A 242-nucleotide genomic window follows, 5' to 3' on the forward strand; every position below is an offset into this window, starting at 1 on the left:
GGCGAGTGACTCCATGACGTCGAAGTAGAAGTGGCGGCGCACGTCCTGGGGGAGGGAGGTGAGGGCCCGGATCGCGTACTTCGAGTTGAGCGGCATGAACAGCGGGCGGGCCTTCGGGATGTGGCCGAAGTGGAAGCGGTTCCGGAACTCGAGGTAGTGTTGGATGCTCGGCACGACGCCCGGGGCGGTCTGCTTCAGTTGCTCCTGCGTGGTGGCCATCTCCTCCTGCCAGAGGGCGAAGT

1 protein-coding gene is annotated in these 242 nt (G+C 65.3%); it reads right to left on the reverse strand.

The genetic code is table 11. The features are described 5' to 3' along the window. Positions 1-219 (reverse strand): hypothetical protein (locus KVS67_RS12810; RefSeq protein ID WP_217565526.1); only part of this gene is annotated, 219 nt, incomplete at its 3' end. Between the last annotated feature and the right edge of the window lie 23 nt (positions 220-242).

Source organism: Micrococcus sp. GbtcB5, assembly GCF_019091605.1.
GTDB classification, from domain to species: Bacteria; Actinomycetota; Actinomycetes; order Actinomycetales; family Micrococcaceae; genus Micrococcus; species Micrococcus luteus.